15 protein-coding genes are annotated in these 22,539 nt (G+C 61.1%); 5 read left to right on the top strand and 10 right to left on the bottom strand.

Annotated features, from left to right (window positions below):
- Nucleotides 1-61: 61 nt before the first annotated feature.
- Both QMG46_RS16105 and QMG46_RS16100 read left to right on the top strand, forming a co-directional pair.
- Nucleotides 62-1,762: a hypothetical protein gene (locus tag QMG46_RS16105; RefSeq protein WP_281848860.1), complete on the top strand. Its 1,701-nt coding sequence runs from the start codon at nt 62-64 to the stop codon at nt 1,760-1,762.
- 159 nt (nt 1,763-1,921) lie between these two features.
- The gene (locus QMG46_RS16100; RefSeq protein ID WP_281848859.1) at nt 1,922-2,482 is read left to right on the top strand and encodes a hypothetical protein; all 561 of its coding nucleotides are present in this window, start codon (nt 1,922-1,924) and stop codon (nt 2,480-2,482) included.
- Nucleotides 2,483-2,746: 264 nt separating this feature from the next.
- On the opposite strand, the gene QMG46_RS16095 is transcribed toward QMG46_RS16100, so the two are convergent.
- From QMG46_RS16095 to QMG46_RS16065, 7 genes are all read right to left on the bottom strand, one after another.
- Nucleotides 2,747-5,095 carry a S53 family peptidase gene (locus QMG46_RS16095; RefSeq protein ID WP_281848858.1) on the bottom strand — a complete coding sequence of 783 codons (2,349 nt, stop codon included), beginning with the start codon at nt 5,093-5,095 and terminating at the stop codon, nt 2,747-2,749.
- Between the two features lie 512 nt (nt 5,096-5,607).
- The gene (locus QMG46_RS16090) at nt 5,608-6,054 is read right to left on the bottom strand and encodes a carboxypeptidase-like regulatory domain-containing protein (protein WP_281848857.1); all 447 of its coding nucleotides are present in this window, start codon (nt 6,052-6,054) and stop codon (nt 5,608-5,610) included.
- Nucleotides 6,055-6,079: 25 nt separating this feature from the next.
- On the bottom strand, nt 6,080-7,600 hold the full coding sequence (locus QMG46_RS16085) for an efflux transporter outer membrane subunit (RefSeq protein WP_281848856.1): 1,521 nt from the start codon (nt 7,598-7,600) through the stop codon (nt 6,080-6,082).
- Complete coding sequence (locus QMG46_RS16080; RefSeq protein WP_281848855.1) at nt 7,597-10,785, bottom strand: efflux RND transporter permease subunit; 3,189 nt, start codon at nt 10,783-10,785, stop codon at nt 7,597-7,599. Before QMG46_RS16080 ends, QMG46_RS16085 begins: the two co-directional genes overlap by 4 nt.
- A 38-nt stretch (nt 10,786-10,823) precedes the next feature.
- Nucleotides 10,824-11,999, bottom strand: a complete 1,176-nt coding sequence (locus tag QMG46_RS16075) for an efflux RND transporter periplasmic adaptor subunit (RefSeq protein WP_281848854.1) — start codon at nt 11,997-11,999, stop codon at nt 10,824-10,826.
- 82 nt (nt 12,000-12,081) lie between these two features.
- Nucleotides 12,082-13,461 carry a HAMP domain-containing sensor histidine kinase gene (locus QMG46_RS16070; protein WP_281848853.1) on the bottom strand — a complete coding sequence of 460 codons (1,380 nt, stop codon included), beginning with the start codon at nt 13,459-13,461 and terminating at the stop codon, nt 12,082-12,084.
- Entirely contained in the window at nt 13,445-14,149 is a 705-nt protein-coding gene (locus tag QMG46_RS16065) for a response regulator transcription factor (protein WP_281848852.1), read from the bottom strand. The genes QMG46_RS16070 and QMG46_RS16065 overlap by 17 nt, the downstream gene beginning before the upstream one ends.
- Nucleotides 14,150-14,296: 147 nt before the next feature.
- On the opposite strand from QMG46_RS16065, the gene QMG46_RS16060 reads away from it, so the two are divergent.
- Nucleotides 14,297-15,571, top strand: coding sequence for a glycoside hydrolase family 2 (locus QMG46_RS16060; protein ID WP_281848851.1), 1,275 nt, complete (start codon nt 14,297-14,299; stop codon nt 15,569-15,571).
- A gap of 95 nt (nt 15,572-15,666) precedes the next feature.
- On the opposite strand, the gene gnd is transcribed toward QMG46_RS16060, so the two are convergent.
- Entirely contained in the window at nt 15,667-16,572 is a 906-nt protein-coding gene (gene gnd, locus QMG46_RS16055; protein ID WP_281848850.1) for a phosphogluconate dehydrogenase (NAD(+)-dependent, decarboxylating), read from the bottom strand.
- A 471-nt stretch (nt 16,573-17,043) separates the two neighbouring features.
- Between gnd and QMG46_RS16050 the strand changes: the two genes are divergently transcribed.
- Nucleotides 17,044-18,840 carry a hypothetical protein gene (locus QMG46_RS16050; RefSeq protein WP_281848849.1) on the top strand — a complete coding sequence of 599 codons (1,797 nt, stop codon included), beginning with the start codon at nt 17,044-17,046 and terminating at the stop codon, nt 18,838-18,840.
- A 78-nt stretch (nt 18,841-18,918) separates the two neighbouring features.
- A complete protein-coding gene (locus QMG46_RS16045) occupies nt 18,919-19,329 on the top strand; it encodes a DUF3592 domain-containing protein (protein WP_281848848.1) in 411 nt (136 codons plus the stop codon).
- Between the two features lie 23 nt (nt 19,330-19,352).
- On the opposite strand, the gene QMG46_RS16040 is transcribed toward QMG46_RS16045, so the two are convergent.
- Together QMG46_RS16040 and QMG46_RS16035 are read right to left on the bottom strand one after the other, a co-directional pair.
- Complete coding sequence (locus QMG46_RS16040; protein WP_281848847.1) at nt 19,353-19,889, bottom strand: cytochrome b; 537 nt, start codon at nt 19,887-19,889, stop codon at nt 19,353-19,355.
- Between the two features lie 780 nt (nt 19,890-20,669).
- The gene (locus QMG46_RS16035; protein WP_281848846.1) at nt 20,670-22,538 is read right to left on the bottom strand and encodes a hypothetical protein; all 1,869 of its coding nucleotides are present in this window, start codon (nt 22,536-22,538) and stop codon (nt 20,670-20,672) included.
- Between the last annotated feature and the right edge of the window lies 1 nt (nt 22,539).

Genomic DNA, 22,539 nt, shown 5'->3' with positions numbered 1-22,539 from the left:
GGGCGTCGTAGCAATGTACGTGTCCATCGCAAGATGTTCATTAACTCAAGGGGGATCCACCATGAAGACACGCTTCGGCGTCAGGCTTTCCACGATAAGTATCGCTATGGCGTCCTGTTTGATCGGCTCGGTGTCGGCGGCCGAGAAACCGACTCCAACACACCCATCCATCGAAATCAGCTCGACCGTGCCAAGCGATATCAAGGGCGGCGCCGGTAACGCCTCGCTTACGGATGCCGCACGTTTTGCCTGGCAAGAGTTCATCGCCTTGAACTGGGCCGCGGTCAAACAAACCGGGGGCGCCAACACCCGCGACACGCCGGACACCCATGTGAAGTTTGGTGATCCTGGTTATAAGGGGCCGCTGGTATGGCACACCTTCCGCGGCAAGGTGGAGATATTTCCAGGAGCGGGCTTGCCACCAGGCGCGACCAAGAACCTGGGCGGTAACACCTATACCTGCAATTATGACGTCGCACCGCAATATAACTATGCGAACGGATTGTCATCGACAGGCACGCCGCCCTGGATCAACCTGGACGAGAACAGCCAGATTGGCCTGGATCACATCTTCGCAGGCGCGGCCACGGGGGCAGCCCTTCCGTTGGGCACGCAGATCCTGTTCATGGCCAAGGCCAATCGCACGGACTTTGACTACGTCTGCCCGAAAGGCTGGTGGTTGCCGGCCAACCTGGCCACTCCCCAGAGCAACACGGCCAAGCAGATCCAGAAAACACATACCGATCCCACGCCCGGTGCGAAGGATCTGGTGAGCTTCCCTTACGGCACGATCGAAGTTAAGGCCGCCTGGCGAAAGCTGGGGCCAAAGGAAGACGCCAGCCGGTTCTATACGACGACAGTACGCTATTACGTCAATGATTCGGCCGTGCCCACCGGCATCGCACCTGTCGACGATACGCTCGCCCTGGTGGGCCTGCATATCATCCAGAAGACGCCTTCGGCGCCGTACTTTATTTTTGCCACGTTCGAACAAGCCGACAACATCCTGGACCCGAACGGCAAGCCGGTGGAAGACGCAGATGGAAACTACACCGGCAGTGCAACGCATCCGCTGAGGCCCGATATACAGTCCGTCAACGCGACCGCCAATAGCGGGCAGTCCTTCATCTTCACCGAGGGCGAGCTCGGGGAGACGCAGACGCAGCTTCATTTCGCCAATGTTCCCAATACTGGCCTGGTCACTGGCACGATCAAAGTGGAGAAACGCGAGCATTTGATCGCCGATGAAGTCATTGCGGTCAACAAGGAAGCTCATGCGGCCATCAAGACATACCTGGAGAAAAATTTCCCCAAGGATCCGAAGTCGCCGTGGGCGTACTACAAGCTGGTCAGCGTGCAAGCCAAGCCGATCGACAAGCCGACGGCTGGCGTGACGTACGACAAGCCGGATGCGTCTACGTACTATCAGGCCAACAGCACCATCGAGACTGACTACGACCTGCAGGTGTTCAGCGGCCAGTTCTACCCGTACTCACCCGAGCTCCCCGGCAACAAGGGCGGCACGCTATCCAACACCATCACTGACTTCACGGCAGACGGCAAGCCGTTCAAGAACGTGGCCTACCAGGGTTCGGCGTACAACATGGGCGGCTGCATGGGTTGCCATGGCAATGCGCAGCATGGCGGTGCCGACTTCAGCTTCATCCTGGCCGGTGGACCCGATCCCGCGCCGGATACGGCCGGCACGCTTGCGCCGGTGATCATCAACAAGGTGGTGAAGTACTTGCAGGAAAAGAAGTAAGCCTTGGGCTCTGACTCTTGTTAAGCAAGTTGTGGGGGATGGGTTTCCTGTCCCCTCGGCCCTCTCCCTGGTAAAGCCAGGGAGAGGGCCGGCTTCAAATCCAGGGCGAACCATTCACGCTTAGGACCTGGCACTCACTTTTGTTGGATTCTTATAGCAATGCGCGACGATATCGGAAACAAACTTGTTCACTTGAGCAAAGGCAGTAGTGACGATCCAGCAAAGCACCGCGGTGAGGCGGCAAAGAATCTTGTCAACATTCTCAAGGAAAAGTCTCTGCGTGGCGGCAGCGGGTTTATCAAGGGGAAGCATATATGTGTGTGCTTCTCCGAAGCACCTATTGGCAAGCTCTCTCAGATTCTGGCTAGTAAAGATCCGAGCGGCTTCAAATATCAGCCGTATGGCGTGCTGGTAGACAAAAAATGGCTATTCAAGCAAGGAGGTCGGCCGGCAATTTACGGGCCTGATCCCGATTACGCCAAACTTCCTGAAGACATGCAGTACAGGCATGTGAGGTTCTGGCTCTCCGACGAATACAACATTGATCACACATGGGAGCGCGAGTGGCGTATCAAGACAGAAGCGTTATCGATTTCCCCAAAAGAAGTGACGATCGTGGTGCCGGATCGAGCCGCGAAGGAAGCGTTCGTGGAGCACGGCTTCGCAGAGTGGCATTACATCGCCCTATCTGACCTCGGCGTTGAAATCAGCCCCTTGTAGAGCCAACCATTTTTCAAGTCGAAGCAGCTTTGAGGCGGGCTCAAATTCAAGCGCTTGGCACAGGAAGAGCGCTGAACTGAATCTACGTCCAAGACCCCTCCTACCCGTCATCCCGGCGCAGGCCGGGATCCAGTGGCTTTGCAGCCGGTTGTCGCAATAGTCACCAAGAACTGGCGCTGACGCGAAAACCGGTGCCACTGAGTCCCGGCCTGCGCCGGGACGACGATAGGAGAAACCGAGATCAATCGAGTTTCACTGGCTCACTCACCACCACGAACGATTGAACGACTTCCATGCCGAGAGCAGGTTGCCGGCATTGACCGAACCCAGGCCGGCGGCAAAGCTCCAGCCACGCTGCGCCTGGTACGCCGGGGCATAGCGTGACGTGCTGGTCGAAGTCAGGCCGAGCTGGACGGAGCCTGCCGGAACCAGGAAGCCTTCCACATCGAGCTCGTAGTCGGTAATGGTGGCGTAGAAATAGCAGTCCGGCGTTACCGTGTCCGGCAACTGCTGGATGCACTGGGTGGAGATACCACCGCGCGTTACGTTATGGAACACGCAATGTCCGGTGCCCTTGGCGCCGTTGTCCGAGTTGCACGCGTCCAGGCTGCTCGGCGAATAACCAAACGGCAGGCCATACTCTTCGGAAGCCAGCGCATACAGCGTCGGCGCGGCATTGCCCTGGTTCTCGATCTGGCCATGGCGGCTCAGGCCCTGGTCCACCAGCGCCTGAATGCCGGCAAACATCGGCGAGGCCAGCGACGTACCACCGCTGATCGAGATGGAGCCGGTAAAGCCAGGATTGCAGGGGAAGGCGGCGTTACACACGATCACCCAGGTGTCTCCGCCATAGGAGCCGGCAAACAGCGACACGTCCGGCAGATCTCGCGAGTTGTCGTTAGCCGCGCCACGCACCAGCCGCTGCCAGAACGGCTTGCGATCGACCGAGGAGGGGCCGCCGCTGCCGCTTTCGGAGGTCAGCGTCAGTCCATTGGGGTCGGTTGCGAGTACAGCTTTGCAGAAATCGAGCGGGCTCTTGAAGCCGTTGGCCTGTGCCGCCACCGGGTTGGCGCAGGACTGGTTCCAGGGGATTTCCGGAATATAGGAAAGCACCGAGCCATAGGCCGAGTTCAACTTCGTGCTGAAGTACTTGCTGCTGGTGCCGTCGAGCACATCGGCGGTGTCCGTGCCGCCAACGGCGGTGACATTCGGCGAGGTAGCAAGGGCGTTGGCACTGATGCCTTCGCCATTGATCGGCAGATTGAAGATGGATCCCGCGTTGAAGCTCGGGTTGGAGCCCGAATCGCCGGTGGACACGAACACGGAAATGCCTTCCGCATCGGCCTGTGCCCAGAGCAGATCGATGGCAACCTTGCTCGCGGCATCGACATTGGTCTCGCCAAAACCATAGCTTGCGCTGATGATGTTAGGCCGGTCGTCGCCATTGACCAGGTTGGTGGCGGCGGTGGTTACGCCACCGAAGAAGTTATTGCTGTTGGAGTCATCGCAGCTCGCAACGACGATATGTGCACCGGGCGCCATGGCCGTGGACCATTCGGCGTCGAGCAGGGTCTCGCCGTCGTCCTCGCCTGGGTGGGCAATAGTCGGATCGATGCAATTGGTGAAGCCGGTCGCCTGTGGCTGGATCTGCGAGAAGCTGCCGCCGTAACCGCCGAGGCTGAACTGACTGACGAAATTGGTCCAGTCGGCGGGCACCATCGAGTTATCCTCGACCACCGCGATAGTGACGTTCTTTCCGGTGATACCTTGCGCGTGCAACGTATCGGCGCCATACATCTTGGCCAGATCGTAGGGCACTAGGCCGCGTGCGCCGTTGGTAAAGGTGATCGCGTCGGTTTTCACCGCAGGTTTGGCGGCCGTGGATGCGTGGCTGCTGGCGTTATCGGCTTGAATCTTGAAGCGCTGCGTTGCCGGATCGAACTGTGCCACCTTGGTCGGCACATGCATGGCCTTCGGATGGAAATCGGTCAAGCCAGCCACGCCTGCCACCACGGCCTGCAGCGCCGATGGCACGCTGATATCGCCAGCGTTGGCGATATGGCTTTCCTTGTTGAAGTCGATGTAGTGATTAAGTTGCGTATGGAACGCGCTTTTCACCTGGCCGGCGTTGCCGCTGAAGTCGATCTGGGTGTTGTTCGCGTAAGTACCGTTGACGGTAAAGCCATTGGCTTTCAACCAGGCAACGGTGGCGGCGACATCGGTGTCGAGCGCGCCAAAATACTTGCCGTACTGTCGCGGCGTCAGCCAGTGGTGAAAGAACGGCGAATGGGGGTCGTGCTGCGCGGCAATGAGCGTCTCGAGCGCAACGCGGCGACGATCACTGGGGCGCAGTACCAGCTGCATGTGGTTCAGGGGCGTCGAATCGGTCACCGCACCTTGCGAGGTCATCGCATTGACCGCGGACAAATGCGTGTTCTGGATGGGTGACACGGCATTGTTATTGACTGTTTGCGTCACACGCGGCGCTTCGGCCGTGTTGAGGCCGGCAAGCGTGGCGTCGTCGGTCGTTGCCGTCTGCGCAAAGGCTGCCACGGGCAGGGCCGCGATAGCCGCGGCGATACACGCGTACAGACTCAGGTGTCCTCTTGTCATGCGAATTCTCCAGCAAGGTGATGGAAAGAGCCTCGCTCCGCGCCGCAGGGTGGCCGGGAGTGATGTCTTCTGAGGGTGGTGGTGCAGACAGACGAAATGATCGACGCGGGAGGTGGTGACCGCCGGCAAGACAAGGGCAGCGCCTTGGCAGGTCGCTGACGGTACGGATGCAGGTGCCAATGGACGGCGCAGGGAGCCGGTCCGAATGGCAGCCAACATCGTCAAAGAACGCAAGTTCCAAGCGAACCTTCCCCTGTTTGACATCGCATGACGCCTCTGGGCCAAAAACGCTTTGCACGCTACTGGCCTGGTCTGCCTTTAGTGAGACGGTTGCGGCGAGCGAAGGCCTACCATGGAAATGTAACCGCTGAAGACAGCTGCTAAAGGCCTTCGGTCAATCATGCCGGGAAGAAATCAGGCCTCTTGGCTTGTAGGAGTGATGTCAGTCGTGGCAACGATCTGCGGTGAGCGCGCATGTCGCGACTAAAGTCGCTCCTGTAGAAACCAGGGCGCTATAAGGAGACCTCAACGGTTTGCCCGTCACGCTGTATGACAGCTTCGCCCTGAACAGCCTGGCAAGGACGCAGTCTCCTGCGTCCACCGGCCCAGCAAACACGGGTCGTTAAAAAGTACGTCCCTGGATGTAAGCCTCCGAAAACAAAGTGACCCTCTGCATCGGTCCTGGTCGATCGCAAATATGGCTTGAGCCTATCCGCACAATGCGATGTCGCGTCCAGCACGATGCGTGCGCACTCCGCGACATAAGGTGTGCTTGGCACCAAGGTGACCGTTTCATTCATGGCGTCATGCTTGATGCCTTTTTCGGTGACCCATGAGGCTTGGCCGATGATGGTCGACGCGCCAGTGGCCATGCCTTGACCCAACGCTTGAACGTCGAAGCTTGAGGCGGGTTCGACGACGGGACGGGTATCGGCGCACCCGCCCAGCAGGATGAACATGAGGGCGGCTACTCGGCGCAACATCTTATTTACTCACCGAAGAGAAGGTTGCCAGGTGCGCGCCGGTTGCAGGCAAAGGTGTATCGCCCTTGTTCCACCAGCCGCCGCCCAGTGCTTGAAACAGTGCTGCCGTATCGGCCAATCGATTGGCCTGGGCCTGTATACGGCTCATACGCGCCTGCTGATAGGCCTGCTGCGCGTTGATCAAGCCAAGCGCGCCGACGTAACCCATCTGCTGCTGTTTTTGTGTGAGATCGAGCGTATGGGCTGCCGCGCGCTCGGCGTCATCGGCCGCGGCATAGGCGCTGGCATCGGTGTCGATGGCGTGCAGTACATCGGCCACGTTCTGGAAGGCACCCAATACGACACCGCGATACTGCGCGGCGGACTGCTGCAATGCCGCTTCGGCGGCGCGCTGCTTGTGCCGGAGCGCACCGAAATCGATCACGCTCTGGGTGACGCTTCCGGCCAACGTCCAGAACACGTTGTCGTCGCTGAACATGCGAGCGAACGAGGTGGAGCTGCCGCCATAGGTGCCCGAGAGCGTGAACTGCGGCAAGCGATTGGCCAGCGCCACGCCGACCTGGGCGCTGGCCGAATGGACGTTCTCTTCGGCCGCACGCACGTCCGGGCGCTGCTCCACCAACTGCGAAGGCAGGCTGAGCGGCAGCGTCGCCGGCAGCGTGAAGTGCTCCAGATCGAACTGCGGCGCGCCCGCCTGGTCCGGTGTGTCGCCGCACAATACCGCCAGCAGGTCGCGATTCTGTTCCAGTTGCTTCTGCAGCCCCGGCAAAGCCTGCCTGGCCTGGGCCAGTGCGCTTTCCTGGGCTGCAACGTCGAGCGCCGAGGCATAGCCGAGTCGGGACTGGTCGTGCAGGATCGCCAGCGCACGCGTCTGTGCGGCGATCACCGCCTCGGTGGCTTCGATCTGCGCGCGCAGCGACGCCTCCTGGATCGCGGCGTTCGCCACATTGGACGCCAGACTCAGCTGCGCCGCCTCGAGCTGGAAACGTTGGTTATCGGCCTGGGCCTGCAGCGATTCCACCGAGCGGCGATTGAGCCCAAAGACATCCGGCGCATAGCCGATATTCAACTGCGCGGTGTGCAGCGTGTAGTACGTCGCATTGGACGTCAGCGTGGGCGAGAGCGTGCCCACGGCGTCACGTTGGCGTGCCGGTGCATAGCTCACCTGTGCCGAGGGGAAGAAGCTGGCGCGTTGGGCTGCGATGTTCTCCTGCGCCTGGCGCAGTGCCGCGGTGGCGGCGTCGATGTCCGGGTTGCGGGCTAGCGCACGCTGTATTCGTTCGTTCAGCGTGTCGGAACCGAACACCTGCCACCAGGTCGCTGCAATGATCTGGCCCGCGACGAGTTGCTGAGGTCTGGAAGCATTGCCGCCTGCGATGGTGGTCATCGGCGTGCGCGTGAATTGCGTCGGCGAGGGCGTGGCGGGACGCTGATAGTTGGGGCCGACGGCGCACCCGGCACAACCTGCGAGGAGTGTCGTCACCCACGCCAGGCGCAAACGGGAAACCAGTGAGCGCTTCATGGCGTACCTCCACTGGCGCGTCGTTGCTTGCGTTTGTTCGACCATTCCACCACCAGCACCTGCAGCGCGGGCGCCACCACCAGCAGCATCACCGGTCCAATCAACATGCCGCCAACGACCACCGTCGCCAGCGGGCGTTGCACCTGGCTGCCGATGCCCGAGGACAGCGCCGCAGGCAACAGGCCAATGCAGGCGGACAGCGCCGTCATCAGCATCGGGCGCATGCGCTGTTCGGCGGCCTGGGTCATGGCGTCCAGCGGCGTATGCCCACCCAGGATCAGATGGTTGAAATACGTGATGACCAGGATGCCGTTCATCACTGACACGCCAAACAGCGACACGAAGCCGATCGCCGCCGATACGCTCAGATCCAGCCCGGAAAGGTAGAGCGCAATGATGCCGCCGGCGATGGAGAACGGAATGGCCGCCAGTGTCAGCAGACTGTCGCGCAGCGAGTTGAACAGCGCAAACAGCAGGGCGAGGATCAAGCCCATCGCAATCGGCAGCACGATGGCCAGACGTTGCTTGGCCTGTTGCAGATCTTCGAATTCGCCAGACCATGCCAGGTGATAGCCGCTGGGCAGGATCACATGCTCGGCGATGCGTTTCTGCGCCTCAGCCACGGTGCTTCCCAGATCGCGGCCGCGCACGCTGAATTTCACCGGCACGAAGCGCTCGTTACGCTCGTGGTAGATGTAGGACGCGCCGGTATCCAGCGAGATTTCCGCCACATCACGCAATGGCACATAACCGTTGCCGCCATTGGGCAAGGGGTAGCTCACCTGGATATTGCCGATCGCCTCCACGCTGGAGCGGAACTGCGGCGCCAGGCGTACCACCAGCGAGAACTGGCGTTCGCCCTCCTGCACGGTGGTAGCTTCGGTGCCGCCAGCGGCCGCCTGTACCACGGTGTTGATGTCGCCCGCGTTGAGGCCATAGCGGGCCGCCTTGGCCCGGTCCACTGTGATATTGAGATTGGGCTGGCCAAGCACGTGGAACACGCCAAGGTCCTGCACGCCGCGGACCTTGCGCATCTCATGCATCACCTGGTCGGCCAGTCGTTCGAGTTCCGGTAACTCCGGACCGACGACCTTGACCGAGTTCGCGCCCTTTACGCCGGACAGGCCTTCCTCGATGTTGTCCTGGATGTACTGCGAGTAGTTGAATTCAACGCCGGGGAAGGCGTCGCCGAACTCCTGCTGCAGCTGCGCTACCAGCCCGGGCTTGGTATGGCCGCTGGGCCATTCGTCCTGCGGTTTCAGTGGAACGAACAACTCCACGTTGTAGAAGCCCGAGGCATCGCTACCGTCATCGGGACGGCCGTGCTGCGATACCACCGTGACGACCTCCGGATGGTGCAGCAAAATCCGGCGCATCTGGCTCACCTTGTCCTCGCCCGCTTCCAGCGAGATGGTGGTTGGCATCGAAGCGCGAATCCACAGATTGCCTTCTTCCAGCGCCGGCAGGAACTCCGTGCCCACGCGCGTCAGCAACAGACCGGCGACCAGCAGAAAACCCACGCCGAGTGCCACGGTGGTGCGGCGGCGTACGAGTGCCCAGTGCAGCACCGGCGTGTACACGCGACGGATCGCACGCACGAACAGCGTCTCGGTCTCCTCGACATGCTTGGGCAACAGCAACGAGGCCAGTACCGGCGAAATGGTAAAGGTGGCGATCAGCGCGCCAGACAACGCGTAGGCATACGTGCGCGCCATCGGGTTGAAGATCTGCCCTTCCACACCTTGCATGGTGAACAGCGGAATAAAGGCGGCGACCGTGATCGCCGAGGAAAACAGCACCGCGCGGTCCACCTGCATGGCGCTGATGTACAGCAAGCGCAGACGTTCGGTCCAGGCGTGGCCGGCGTCCTCGCGCATATAGGTGCCAAGCTCGCTCTGCGCGGCCTCGTGCAACAGATCCTGGCGTTGTGCGGCGCTCTTCTGGAAGTTGCGAAAGATGTTCTCGATCAGGATCACCGCCGAGTCGACGATGATGCCGAAGTCGACCGCGCCCAGGGATAGGAGATTGGCCGAATCTCCCATCAACACCAGGATGATGATGCTGAAGAACAGTGCCACCGGGATATTGGCACTGACGATGATAGCGCTGCGCAGGTCGCCGAGGAAAATCCACTGGATCAGAAACACCAGCAGGCAGCCGAAGATCAGGTTGTGCAACACTGTATGCGTGGTGACCGAGACCAGGGTGGAGCGGTCGTAGATCGGCACCAGCTTCACACCAGGCGGCAGGGTGCCGTCGCTGTTGAGCCTGGCTACTTCGTCCTTTACGGCGGCGACCACTTCGTTGGTCTGCAGCGTGCGGTTCATCACCACGATGCCGGTAACCACGTCGTCCTGCTGGTCGCGGCCGGCGCGACCCAGGCGCGGGACCGCGCCGATGCTCACTTTCGCGATGTCTTTCACCAGCACCGGCGTGCCATTGGACTGGTTGAGCACGATATTGCCGATGTCGCCGACGTCCTTGATCAGCCCGATCCCGCGGATATTCACCGACTGCTGGCCGATGTTGATCGTGCGTCCGCCCACATTGCTGTTGGCGTTACCGATGGCGGCCACGAGCTGCGGCAGGGTGATGCCGTACCCCTGCAGTTTGGTGAGGTCGGCTTCGACGTCGTATTCCTTGGTGGTGCCGCCCCAGGTCACTACCTGCGCGATGCCGTGCACCGACAACAGGCGACGCGTCACCACCCAGTCCTGCAGCGTGCGCAGCTCGGTGAGGCTCATCGAGGGTGGGCCCACCAGTTGATAACGGAAGACCTCGCCCACCAGGCTGGATGCCTGGATCTGTGGTTGCACGTTATTAGGCAGGCTGACGTTCTGCTGCAGCGACAGCGCGGCCTGGGTGTAATCGAAGTAATAGTCGGTGCCGTACTTGAATGTGACGCGCACGAACGATAGGCCATAGAACGACGTGGAGCGGATGCTCTCCACACCGGGCGTGGTGGCGAGGCCTACTTCCATCGGACGCGTATAGCTGCGTTCCATTTCCTCGGCGGACAGGCCGGGGGCCTGTGCGGTGATCTCCAGGATCACCGGCGCTGGATTGGGATAAGCCTCGATATTGAGCCTGGCGTACGCGGCCAGCCCGGCGATAACGAATGCGCCAAGCGTCATCAGCACGATGGCGCGACGTGTCAGCGCGAACGCGACGAGGCCTTTGAACACGGATCAATCCCTGCAATGGAATAATAGTGCGGACGGGCTCACTGCGACTGCAGCGCCAGCGCGTTGCTGAGGAACAGCGCGCCTTCCGTGGCGATGCGGAGGTGGGGCTGCAGTTCGGACAGCACCGGGTAATAGCCGTCTTGCGGCGTACCCAATTGCACCGGATGGCGAGTGAAATGCAGGCCATCGGAGGTGGTGAATATCACCATCGAGCCACTGCCTTCGCGCACGACCGCATCCGCGGGCAGGGCATCGTGACGCGTTGGCGCCCCGGTGACGATGCTGTAGTTGGCCAGCATCTGCGGACGCAGGCCAGCCGGTGGCGAATGCAGCACGGCGCGTAGCGTCACACGGTGCGTCGCCGCGTCCGAAGTGCTGCCGACATAATCCACCTGCGCTTCGATGGGTTGTCCCGGCAATGCAGGTAACGAGGCGAACAACGGCTCGCCAACATGCACCTGGGGTGCGTCGGCCTCGACCACGTTCGCGACCAGCCACAAGCTGTTCGAGTCCCCCACGCCGAAGGGCGCAGGGCCATTGCCCGGTTGCACGAGGTCACCGGGAGCGACGTTGCGCGAAGTCACCTGGCCGGCGACCGGACTGTCGATGCGCAACTCGCCATCGACGCGTCGTGTGGCCGCGATGCGATCGATCTGTGCATCGCTTTTGCTGAAGATACGTAGCGCACGGCGAGCCGCCTGATAGTTGCCTTCAGCAGTCTGCTGATCGGCTACCGCCTGCTCGAGATCGCGCGGCGCGTTGGCCTGTACCTGCGCCATGCTTCTGGCTCGTTCAAGGGCCGCCGTGGTTTGCGCGCGCGCGGCGGCAGCACTCACCAGCGAGGCTTCGGCCTGGGTCAGGTCGGGGCTATCCAGAGAGAACAGAGCCTGGCCGCGACTTACCGTGTCACCGGCCTTGGCAAATACATCGCGCACGCGGCCGGCATAGGGCGAACTCACCTGGGCCAGTTGGTCCTGGTTGAAATCCACATAGCCCACGGCATCGACATGTGGGGCAAAGTCGCGCTGAGTGACATCGGCCAGGCGAACCTGTTTGGCCTGTTCGGCGTTGATCGCGACGGTCTGGGTATCTGCAGGAGCGCTGGGGTGGGGCGCGGCCTTTACCTTGTCGGTCACTGCATGCTCGGCCAGTATCAGGATGACGGCCGCCAGCGCGTAACCGACCGCTGCCAGCCGTCCTTGATGCTTCTTCATGTATCTGTTGCCATGTTGAGCGACGCAGGAGGCGCGCCGAAGACATGTCGGAACTCTAGCCTTGCACCCGCGATGGCAACAGTTACGGTTTGGAAAGGGGCGTGGCGGGCAGGGTGATGGTGACGTTGAGGCCGGGTGAGGTATTGGTCAGCGTGAGCTGCCCGCGATGCAACGCCACGACCGCAGCCACGATGCTCAGGCCCAGTCCGTTGCCTCGCTGATGGCGGCTGGTGTCGACGCGGAAGAACCGCTCGGTGGCGCGAGCAAGCGCTGACTCGGGAATACCGGGGCCGGTGTCTTGCACGCTGATCTGTACCTGTTCGCCATGTCGAGCGGCATGCACGGTGATGCTCGCATCTTTGCCGGCGTATTTGAGGGCATTGTCCAGCAGGTTGGCCAGTACACCCGCCAACAAATGGCGGTCGGCCAATACCGATGGCTCGCCATCCACGATGCCGTCCAGGCTGATCGCCACCGATTCGGCGGCGGGTTGGTAGAGTTCCACCATATCCTCGACCAGGTTGCGCAAGACAAGCGGTTCGAAGCTCCCGCGGCGCACGCCCGATTCGGCCTCGGCGATCTGCAGCAACTTGTCGAGCACGGTGATCAGGCTGTCGATTTCGTCGATGGCGTATTGCGCACCATCCGGCAGACGCTCATTGCGCTGCGGTGAGCGCAAGGCCTGTTCCAACGCGCCGCGCACCCGGCCAAGCGGCGTACGAAGGTCGTGTGCGATCGCATTGGAGACATTGCGCGAGGTATCCATCAGTCGCTCGATCTCATCGAGCATGTCATTGATGTCGTGCGCCACCACCGCGAACTCGTCACGTGAACGTCCCATGGCGACACGGCGATCCAGGCGCCCGGCGGCGATCTCGGTGGTGGTGCGATGGATGACTTTGAGCTGACGCTGCAATTGCGAACGAAACAGCATGGCGCCGCCCCCGGCCAGTAACACGGCCAACACACCGCCCAGGCTCAGCGCGACCAGGATCATGTGCTCCAGCTCGAACACATCGCGCATGTCGCGCCCCACCAGCAGCACGCTGCCGTCGGCGAAGCGATGCGCGAGCAAGCGGCTTGCCGAGTAGCGTCCCAGACGTTCTACGTCCAACTGGCGCAAGCCATTGGTAGCGATGGCGGCGGATGGCCACGCCGTGAGGTTGCCGATCAGCTTGTGGCCACTGCCATCCAACAACAGGTAGATCTCGGTATCGCTGTCCTGGTTGTCGGTAAGCAGGCCGTGGATTTCACGCACCAGCGCGTCGGCATCCTGCTGCTTCACCTGCAATAGATGGCGTGACGTACTGCGCAGCTGCTCGTCGATATTGCGGCGAAGCAGCCCCGCCGTGGCGACATAGAACACTGCGGAGATCGCCGCCACCGACAACAGCAGCAACAGGCCGTAGCCTGCCGCCATGCGGAACACCACCGAATGGCGGAAGCTAGCCGTCGACATCATCGCCATCCTGCGCGGGCGCGCCGATGGTGAAGCCCACGCCGCGGACGGTGCGGATCAATGGCGGCACACCGTCCTTGTCGATCTTGTTGCGCAGGCGGCTCATCTGCACGTCGATCACATTGGTTTCCGGATCGAAGTGATAGCCCCAGACCGCCGACAGCAGCATCTTGCGCGTGACCACCTCGTCGCGATGGCGTACCAGGTATTCGAGCAGCTGATATTCGCGCGGTTGCAGCAGGATCGGGCGACCGTCTCGAAACACCCGTCGCGTGCGTGGCTCCAGGGTGAGGTCGCCCACGTCAAGCTGCTCGGGCTCGGCGCGCTGACCGGCACGCCGCGCCAGCGCCTCGATACGCGCGAGTAGCTCGTCCAGCGCGAAGGGTTTGGTGAGGTAATCGTCGCCGCCGCTGCGCAATCCGCGGACGCGTTCGTCGAGGCTGCTCAAGGCGCTCAGTACCAATACCGGCGTGCGATCTTCGCGCAAGCGCATCGACGCGAGAATATCGAGACCGTCCAGGCCGCCGGGCAGCATACGGTCCAGCACAACCAGGTCCCACAGCTCGTCGCTGACGCGCGCGAGCCCGTCATGGCCGTCATGGCATAGCTCGACCTGATGGCCGGCCTGGCACAGGCCTTCCCGAATCAGTTCGGCGGTGGGGATGTCATCCTCGATCAGTAGGCAACGCATGGTTGGGAGTTCTAGTCGAATGCATGCATGGTGCTCCTATCTTAGAGAATCCCCATGGCGACGGCTCAATAGCAGGGCGTCGTAGCATCTTGCGTGCTCGTTGGAACGTCGATATAACCCCAGCTTCTGCTGCGATGGGCCATGTACATGAAGCTAGCGAGCGCGTTCCTCGGGCTGCTTGGATTGGCGCTCGTTCTGCACTGGCCACCGTTGGCGCAAGCAGCCACCGATGTAAGGTTGGCGTCAGCAGAGGTGTCCCTGACCGGTCCATGGCAATTCAGTTTTGGCAACGATCCGCAATGGGCAATGCCACAGTTTGACGACCGTAGCTGGGAGCGGATCGATCTGACGCCACTGGCCGGTGCGCATGATGGCGACGTCGGTTTATCGAACTATGTCCCCGGCTGGACGGCGCACGGACACGCCGGCCGATGGGGCCATGCCTGGTACCGGATGCGCCTCCACTGGAGCGTGCCGGAGGGAGCGCAGCCGGTACTGATCGGTCCAACGCTTGTCGATGACGCGTATGAGATTTTCTGGAACGGCAAAAAGATCGGTGGGGTTGGCGACTTCAGCGCCGATCCTCCACGAGCGTTTTCAACGCATCCCGTTCTTTATAAGTTGCCCGAATCTGCATCTTCTGGCGATGCGGTTGTCGCCATTCACGTCTACCTGCAGCAAAGTAACGTCAGTGCGAGTGAAGCCGGCGGGGTGCACGTTGCTCCGATCCTGGCCGAATCGAATGCAGGCCATGCACGCCTGCTCACGCAGTGGTGGCAGACCTTCTGGGGCTACGTTGTCGAGGTGATCGAGCCGGTGTTCCTGGTGGGCCTGGCCTTGTATGCCTTGTCGCTACGAAGCATCAGTCTGCCGGATCGATTTTGGACCAGGGTTGCCCTGGCCCTGATCTCCATCGCTTTACTTCGCTTCAATCAGGCGGTATCTGCCTGGACGGAGATCGAAAGCCTGAAAACATACGATGTCGTCAGATCGGTCGTGCTCGGGCCGCTTACTCTCGGCACCTGGGTTATCGCCTGGAACAGCTGGGTGTCTCCGCCCGATCGTCGGATCGATCGCTTTGCGATGGCTCTTGCCGTCCTTGCAGCGATCGCCGCCCTCGTCGGACAGCACGTTGAGATCGTCCGGGTGGCCAGCCGCCTGGCGCTGCTTGCGCTGTTTGTCTGGGTGGCATGGCATATCGTCAGGCACGGACGCGGGCGCACGTTTGCGTTGATAACCATGCTCACCACCGGTGTCGCCATGTTCGCCGAGGAGATCAATACGATCGGCGTGCCCGGGATATGGTTTCCTTTCGGCGTCGGCGTGTCGCGAAGCCAGTACGCGCTTTCAGTCGCCATCCCCCTGCTTGCCGTCCTGTTTCACTTTCGCGCGACAAGACGGCTTGCGGAACGCCGTATCTGAAACAGCCTCAGCATTTCCCGGCGCCCCAGTGAAGGCCGGGGCCCAGCGTGTTCAATACGTCAAAGCGCAAGGCCCCAGGTTACGGGCGGCACAAATCATTCACTTTTGATCGCATGCCCACCAAATTCGTTACGCATCGCCGACAGCAACTTGTCGGTAAACGAATCGTCGTCGCGCGACCGCAGCCGTTCGATCAACGATTGCGTAATTATCGGTGCAGGTACATTGAGCGCAATCGCCTCATCCACCGTCCATCGCCCCTCGCCCGAATCGACTACATAAGGCGCAATGCCGCTCATGTTCGGGTTCTTCCCAAGCGCATCGGAGGTCAGATCCAGCAGCCACGAGCGCACCACGCTGCCGGTGCGCCATATCTCGGCCACTTGATGCAGATCGAGCGCAAACTCGCTTTTGTGCTTGAGAATGGAAAAGCCTTCGGCGTAAGCCTGCATCATGCCGTACTCGATGCCGTTGTGAATCATCTTGGTGAAGTGGCCGGACCCCACCGGACCCACATGTCCCCAGCCCTGATCCTTGGCGGGTGCGAGCGCCTCAAAGAGCGGCCGCGCACGCTCGACAGCCGCCTTCTCGCCACCAATCATCAGGCTATAGCCTTCGGTCAGGCCCCATATACCGCCGCTGGTGCCGCAGTCGATATAGTCCATCTGCTTTTCGGCAAATATCCGCGCCCGGCGCACCGTGTCCTTGTAGTTCGAATTGCCGCCATCGATAACCGTGTCGCCGGCAGCCAACAGCGATAGAAGATCCTTGAGGGTGTTATCGGTGATATCCCCCGCCGGCACCATCAGCCACAGCGTGCGCGGGGCGGGCAGGGCCGCTACCAGCGCGGCCAGCGAATCGGCGGATGCCGCGCCCTTGGCTTCCAGCTCCTTGCGCGCCTGCGGATTGAGGTCGAAACCCACCACCTGATGCCCGCCGAGCGCGATGCGCTGAGCCATATTGGAACCCATGCGGCCGAGGCCAATCATGCCGAGTTTCATAAGATCTCCTGAAGCGAAAAGAGGGACCGTGTGACGCTACCGCGAACATTTTCCGCATGCAACGATAACGCCGCGTGATGGACGGCCCCGTTACATCGCGATGACGCAGGCCAACGCCAGGCTTTACCCTTTATGGCGCAGTTCTCAATTCGCCTTGCAGATTCGGGGAATTCAGTGCCGCCGCCTTCGGCAACTGGCCGCTTTTGCGACATGGGTATAGGATGCGATCGGATAAGCGTGCCGCGCAATAATTCACCCAACAACTAAACAGGGAAGACCGACGTGGCCAGAGGCGGGAAGCCAGGCGTGTTTCGTAGAGCGCTGACCAGCAAGATCTTTCTTATAAGCATGGCCGTCTTACTGGTGGTCGCGGTATCGTTTGGACGCTACGCACATGTAGCAAGGCAATTGACGCCAAATCCAAGCAGCCATGTACACACGCTCATTTATCTTCAGCGCAGCCATGATGAAATGGTTCAGCAGGTTAATTATTACCTGATACCCGCGCCATCGGCGCAGGTGCGCGATGCACTCAAAAGCAGCTTGCAAGCTGACGACTACCAATGGAACGACGACAGTGCACCGTTGTGGAGCATGGATTCGGCCTGGGTGGACATCAGCATGCGCAACCGTCCCGAGGTTGCGTCGGCACTTCAGCATGAGGCTGCGGCAAAGACCGCCCCTCTGATGGACAATGCGTTATCACAAGGCGTATTGACCGCTGAAGAGAGGGCGCATTTTGAAAAGGCCCTCGCCGGCCAGAATGAGTTCGAGCGCGATAGTCTGAAGAACCTGCCTTTCTTCGCCCAGCAGATCGAGCGTTGGCGGTTCGGCAGCACGCGCCTCGACCGGTTTGCGCGCTATGACCAGCAGGGCGGTGTCATGGATGTGTCGCCGATGTTCAACCGGACGCCCATGACACTGGTGTGGTTTACCGGCAGCAAGTCGATTGCCCGGCATCAGCTGCACCTTTTCGGCTGCATGACCGGCGTGACCTGTTTTCCGTCGCCAGGCATCGATCGCAAGGAGGACGCCGTCCAATACATCGACACGGATCTCGATAACCGCCTGCATGCCGTCGCCACGACCCTGCATGCCCTTGGCGAAAGCGACGCCGATGCACGTATGCATGTGCTGATTCGTGACTTACCCAGCCGGCAGAAATCCGATGAGGTTCGCGACACGGCAACCGCGCCGAACGGAAGCTTGACGGTCTACGATCTACCCGCTGATGAAGAAGACCTGCGACGTTACGACAACGACGCCTGGCGATTGTTACCTTTGCCCGATGGCAGCGTATTGGCCGCTGGTCATCAGTCGCGTCGTTATGTCGTGCAAAACGATGCGGTAGTGCATGCCGATGAACCGCCAAGTTATGTCGGCCGGGCCGGCCCAAGAGTAGATGCCCATGGCGTTGTCTGGGGGTTCAAGGACGATGGGCAAACGACGCGGCTTATCGCCTGGTCGCCTGGGCAAAACAAGGCCACATCGACACCGTTGCCCATGCTGGGTGCCGACCAGCTCCTGGATAACTGGACACTCACGCCTGACGGCAGCGTAGCGTTGCTTATCGGCGGCAAGTTTTACGTCACCTCCGGCCAGCCGGGTGAACTGAAAAGCACGGCATGGAACAGCGAGCTACGCCGCGATGTCTCCGACAGCCTGGAGCACGCCTTGCCCTGGCTCTGGAGTCCGACCGTTCATTTCAACGACGGCCTGTTCTGGTGGACAGACCGCGACGCTTACGGCGTATCTCCGCGCACAGGCAAGGTGGTCGCCAATGTCACGACCTCGATCGACAGCGCCTTCTTCGGCAGCCGTGACGCGGGATGGGCCATCGCCTTGGCAAATTTGCCGACCGGCGAAGGTCCTGTGTTGCGCGTGATCGACCTGTCGACTGGACAATCCCGTGGCGATTGGCGTACCCGTGGCGTTTCCTATATGGCCGGCGCCGCGCGCACCGCTCATGGACGCTTGTTGGCCATCGGGAGCACGTCGGCCGGTGTTCCGATCACCGTATTCGATATGAAGACGGGCAAGCCTCTGGTGAATCTGCTGCCGCCACAAGGCTACGCATTGACCGCCGCGGCATTCAGCTGGAAAGGCGACAAGCTTTGGCTCTACCTGGAAGAAGAGGGCGCTCCCTCGCGCCGTAAATTGGCTGTATGGAACGTGCCCACCGAATACATGGATGCGACCTCGCCCGGCGCGCAACCCGACCAGCTGCGCTGCGAATACCCGATCGATGCCTGCAAACGGGAAGGCTGATAACTGCGCCTGCCGTCATGCCACCTTATGCCACTCTTCACTGGCCACTAACCGCCCTGATTTCCACGGAACGCAGTCATGAAGGCCACTCCCGGCTACCTACTTTTCTTCGGTTGTGTTGGCGCGATTTTCCTCGTTGCCTGCGGTTTCACCGGTCTGCATACCTGGCGATTCATCCACACGGCAAGCCACGCCACAGGAAAGGTCACGCGCCAGAACCACGGTTGCGCCCATGTCGAGATTCACTTTGAAACTGCAGCCGATGCGGCGGTCGACTACCCCCAAAATGGTGCGGTCTGCCTTCAGGCCGGACAGGAAGTGCAGGTCTTGTACGATCCTTCGTTGCCGAAACTGACGGCAACGGTCGATAGCTTCGGCGCGCTGTGGGGCGCTACCTTCTGGGCCGGCGGACTGGGCATCGCTTTTCTGGCCGGTGCGATTTTCATGCGCGCCGGTTCCCGTTTCATCTATCTCAAACCCGGTCGGTAGCAGCCCTGTCGGTCCATAGCGCCTTATGCGCGCAACATGCGCTGGAGAACGCCATCGCGATCGATAAGCCTGTGTTTCAGAGCGGCACCTATATGGCCGACCACGAGAATGCAAAAGACCCAGACCAGGCACACATGCAGGGTATCGGTGAGCAAGCGCAAGGGCTCGTTCTTGCCCAGCACAACGGGCAGGAAGCCGATCCCGAAGAAACTCACCGGATGCCCGCCCGCCATGCGATGCAGATAGCCGGTAATAGGCACGAGAAACATCAACGAATACAGTAACCAGTGCAGGGCATGCGCAACCGTTTGCTGCCACGATGGAATGCTTGCTGGAAGTGCGGGTGGCTTATGAGTGATTCGCCACAGCAGACGAAGCACGGCCAGCATGAAAATCAGACTGCCAATCGAGGCGTGATAGAACAGTACCGCGTCATGGCCTGGAGCGCTCTTTGGAAAGCTCTCCATAAAGATGCCGAGCCCGACGTTAAGAAAAATCAGCAGCGCAATCAGCCAATGTATGGCGATGGCGACCTTTGTGTAAGACGCTGGCTGTGACATTGGAACGGCGTATGACGCTTGTACAGATACGGACATGATGGAAACCTCTGAAGCGGGGCACGAAAGGAGTGCTCACGAGAGGCAATACCATCCAGGATCAACATTTATTCCCGCGGGGGCGACGAATCGCCGTCAGGCGATCGGCTATGGCCGTGCGTCTCCAATGACGGGGTGCTGGCCGGCGCGGACGTGTGCGTGCCCATGGAGGGCGACGTCCGGCGAGGGAAACGGAGCCCGCCGAGGGCGGACGGAAAAAACGCCCGGGTGAGCCCAACCAGAATCGCCAAAGTGGCAGCCACGGCCAACGCGATCCAGATACCCAGCATCAACAACAGAAATATCGAGAGAATGATGCCCGCCAAGGCAACGCCCATGAGGCGACTTCGCCAGGTCAATCCGGGGCCCGCTTGGATGTGGATGACAACGCGTTTCATGATCCGGGTATAAAGCTCTCGACACTAAACCGCGAACGACAGCCTATCTTGTAGGAGCGACTTCAGTCACGACAAATACTCGTCGTGATGTACGGCGGTCGCGATCAAAGGGAGCCTCGAATAACCTCAGTCTTCCTATCGTCATTCCGGCGCAGGCCGGAACCCAGTGGCATCGGTTTTCAGTTTTCGCGATAGAGCTGACTTTTGCACGCTCTCGCGATAACCGTTCACAAAGCCACTGGGTTCCGGCCTGCGCCGGAATGACGAGTAGAAAGGGTTATTCGAGGTTCCCTGAAGGCACTCCCACAATGAAAATATTTGCTTGTCTGAATCCAATCATCAGCTTTTATGGGCCGGCATTTTGTGGCGTGACCGACACCAGACTATCAAAGGCTAGTCCGCTGGTTTCCTCGCCGCGGCCGGTCTGCTTGCGTACGCCGAGCCAGACATAGGTCGTGCCGCCGTTCCAGCGTGTCCGCCGGAAACGTTCTGTCAGGATGGCGCCAGCCCGTGGGACTTCCTCTTCATGCACAAAGTAGGGCTGCGGTGGCGTGACATCCAGCCCTTGCCGCACGAGCGTGGTGCGCGGCGGTATTTTGACCGGCGGGTTCGGATCGCCATCGATGATCCGCAGCATGCGGCTGCGTTGAAGCTGGATCTGCCGGTTGGAGCCGTCCACATGCACGGGTGCGAATGGAATCCAATGCTCGGGCACGCTGCTCATCGCGCGATAGGCAATCGGCGCCGCATAGGCCGCAGGTGGTGGTGCGGCGGTAGTGATCAACTGTTGCTGGTAGAGCAACGTCTCACGCGCCTCGTCTTTGCCCGAGCGCCCTTGTCCGGCAACGGCGGGAATGGTCCGCTCGATCGCCCAGACCATGTTGGCTACTTCGTCCCGAGCGAACTCGACCATCTCCATGGGATCGCCGTCGAAGGTGGTCGCCGTCGACGGAGGAATCAGCAGACTCGTATCGGCCATGCCTTGCGCGGGTGGCGCCGAGCTGAGCTGGAACATCGACCAGCGATGCCAGTTGTCCTGGCTTCCCGTGCCGGCGGTGATGATCCAGAACCGCTCGCCGAACACATTCGTCACCGTCAGGCCCTCGATGCGCGCAAGCTCACCGACGGGCAGCCGGCACGGCAGCATGAACCAGTCGTTGGCGTAGATCAGGCCGAACTCCATCAGCAGCAACTGAGCCACATCGGTGGTGGATGGCGACACGCTGCCGAAATCGGTCTTGCGATCTTCCAGTGCCCACCAGCGCGGATCGGGCATGCCCTGGAAGGTGACCGGTGTGGGAATAAAGGGTGTGACACTCACCTGTTCGACGGCAGTCGGCGCGGGTGTCACTTGCCCCAGTCCGCCCGCGGGTGTGGAGCGATCGAACGCGTACCAGTCGAGATGACCTTGCGCGTACTCGCTGGCTGCAAGCACGACTTCCTGGCCAGCCTGTGTGGCGGAGCAGGCGAGCTGATATTCAAGGTAATCGGGCTGCCACGCGCTCTGGCCGGTTTCCTGCAGATACTGTGCGTGGTACCAGGCGACGAACTGCGCACCAAGATTGTCCAGCGCGGACTGGTCGCCGGGCGACGACAACGTCACGCCGTCGGACGCGTGCTGGGCCGGATTGGCTGTCAGGTAGACATACAGGTTGCCGCCATCGATGCAGCGCCCCGCCAGTGCGGCGTATTGCTGCCAGCCCTGGCGATGGGCGTAGACATAGTCGCCAAGCGTGTCCTGCGTGGGCAACTGGAAGGGATAGCGTGCAAGGTATTGTGGCGTGTACGTCGAAAGTCCTGCGCCGTCCAGCAGCTTGCGCCACTGACGGCCCAACTGCGCACGCAAGTCCAATCGCATCGCCTTGCTGTCCCACTGCAAGGCGATGGGAAGCTGCTCGGTTCGCGCCTCCATGGGGAGGCTGCCGTCATAGGCCTCGGCGGTGCCGCCCGCCGCCTGGTATTTCGTGACGGGAGAGGTTCGCATCCGCACTTTTGCCGAGACCGGCGAGCCGGCATCGTCGGCGCGAAATTCGCCGATCTGCCATTGCTTGGTAAGCATCCAGAGCGCATCGCGCACTTCGGCTTTGAGCGCGCGATCGAAGTTGGAAGTGCGTGGCCGGCCCTCGAGGCGATTCCATACCGTGACCGTGGGATACAGCCGCTGCGCCAATGCCTGGGTCAGATTCGCGACCGTGTATTTCTCCGGAATGGTCATC

This window comes from Dyella sp. GSA-30 (genome assembly GCF_027924605.1).
In the GTDB taxonomy this organism is placed as follows: Bacteria; Pseudomonadota; Gammaproteobacteria; order Xanthomonadales; family Rhodanobacteraceae; genus GSA-30.
Note: the sequence above shows the minus strand (reverse complement) of the source record. Positions and strands in the feature narration are given on the sequence as shown.